3 protein-coding genes are annotated in these 1,529 nt (G+C 64.0%); 2 read left to right on the forward strand and 1 reads right to left on the reverse strand.

Annotated elements, in window-relative coordinates:
- On the forward strand, positions 1 to 583 hold a 583-nt coding region (locus ON38_RS25565; protein ID WP_157181888.1), incomplete at its 5' end, for a tetratricopeptide repeat protein.
- A gap of 146 nt (positions 584 to 729) precedes the next feature.
- Positions 730 to 1,287: a recombinase family protein gene (locus ON38_RS25570; RefSeq protein WP_039827568.1), complete on the forward strand. Its 558-nt coding sequence runs from the start codon at positions 730 to 732 to the stop codon at positions 1,285 to 1,287.
- Between the two features lie 78 nt (positions 1,288 to 1,365).
- Here ON38_RS25570 and ON38_RS36280 read toward each other — a convergent pair whose 3' ends face one another.
- Entirely contained in the window at positions 1,366 to 1,482 is a 117-nt protein-coding gene (locus ON38_RS36280; RefSeq protein WP_245564197.1) for a tetratricopeptide repeat protein, read from the reverse strand.
- Between the last annotated feature and the right edge of the window lie 47 nt (positions 1,483 to 1,529).

The following is a 1,529-nucleotide window of genomic DNA, read 5'->3' on the forward strand; positions in this document are numbered from 1 at the left end:
CTGCGATCGGGTCCTGGGACCCGACCACCCCACCGCCCTGACCTCCCGCGCCGCCCTCGGCAGTGCCTACGAATCGGCGGGCCGGACTCCCGAAGCCATCTCGCTATTGGAACAGGCCCTCAACGATTGCGAGCGGGTCCTGGGACCCGACCACCCCACCGCCCTGACCTTTCGCAACAACCTCGCCGACTCCTATCGGGCGGCGGGTCGGGTCGGGAAAGCGATCTCGCTCTACGAGCGCACCCTCGCCGACTGTGAGCGGATCCTTGGCCCTGAACACCCGAACACTCTGACCTTTCGCAACAACCTCGCCGACTCCTATCGGGCGGCGGGTCGGGTCGGGGAGGCAATCCCGCTCTACGAGCGCACCCTCGCAGACTGCGAGCGGATCCTGGGGCCTGACGACCTGAACAGCCTGTCCTCCCGCAATAACCTCGCTGCCGCCTACAAGTTGGCGGGTCGGGTCGGGGAGGCGATCTCGCTGCTGGAGCAGACTCTCGCCGACTGCGAGCGGATCCTGGGTGAGGAGCACCCGAACACTCTTATGGCCCGTAAGAATCTCTCTGCAGTGCGGGAACTGTGAGTGTCGGGTTGGAGTAGAGCCTAAATAGACACCAGGCGCCGAGACGAAACGCGTAAAAATAGAATCCCCTGCCGCGTTTATTGACAGTTGTCCACTAGATTCTTAGAGTCCAAGTTGACAACTTGAGTGCGGGAAGGGATTTCGGCATGCGGGTCGGCTACATCCGGGTGAGCACACTCGACCAGAACACCGTCCGGCAGCTCGACGGCGTCGCGGTTGAGAAGACGTTCACCGACAAGGCGTCCGGGAAGGACGCCAGCCGGCCGAAACTAGATGAGCTGCTCGCGTTCGTCCGCGAGGGCGACGAGGTGATCGTGCACTCGATGGATCGGCTCGCCCGCAACCTCGACGACCTCCGCCAGCTGGTCCGCACCCTGACCGGCAAGGGCGTGAAGGTGGTGTTCGTCAAGGAATCGCTGACCTTCACCGGGGAAGACTCCCCCATGGCGAACCTGCTGCTGTCGGTGATGGGGGCCTTCGCCGAATTCGAACGCGCCCTGATCCTGGAGCGCCAGCGCGAAGGGATCGCCGCGGCCAAAGTTCGCGGCGCCTACACCGGCCGAGCACCGGCACTGGCTACCGAACAGATCACCCAGCTGCGTGACCGGGCAGCTGCCGGGGAGTCGAAGTCGGTGCTGGCCGCCGAATTCGGAGTCACGCGCCAGACGGTCTACAACTACCTGCGCAGTTCCGCAACACGGTGACGCGGAGATCGAGCGACTTCTATTGTCCGTTCACACCCCGCACCGGGTAGCTGCCGCACGAATGACTGCTACCACGCTCTACTGCGGAGGTTGTTCATCGCGATCGGTGTTTCCGGCGTCGGTGGCTTTGCGGTACCAGGCCTCTGCCTCGGCCTCATCACCGCGTCCATGCAGCAGGATACCGAGGTTGTTCATTGCGTCGGTGTTTCCCGCGTTGGCGGCTTTGCGGTACCAGGCCTCTG

The sequence above is a fragment of the Nocardia testacea NBRC 100365 genome (assembly GCF_000308775.1).
GTDB lineage: Bacteria > Actinomycetota > Actinomycetes > Mycobacteriales > Mycobacteriaceae > Nocardia > Nocardia testacea.

Bases quoted from the DNA above. Each gene is read 5' to 3' on its own strand.
- ON38_RS36280 (WP_245564197.1), bottom strand. From the start codon at position 1,482: ATGAACAACCTCGGTATCCTGCTGCATGGACGCGGTGATGAGGCCGAG.
- ON38_RS25570 (WP_039827568.1), top strand. From the start codon at position 730: ATGCGGGTCGGCTACATCCGGGTGAGCACACTCGACCAGAACACCGTC.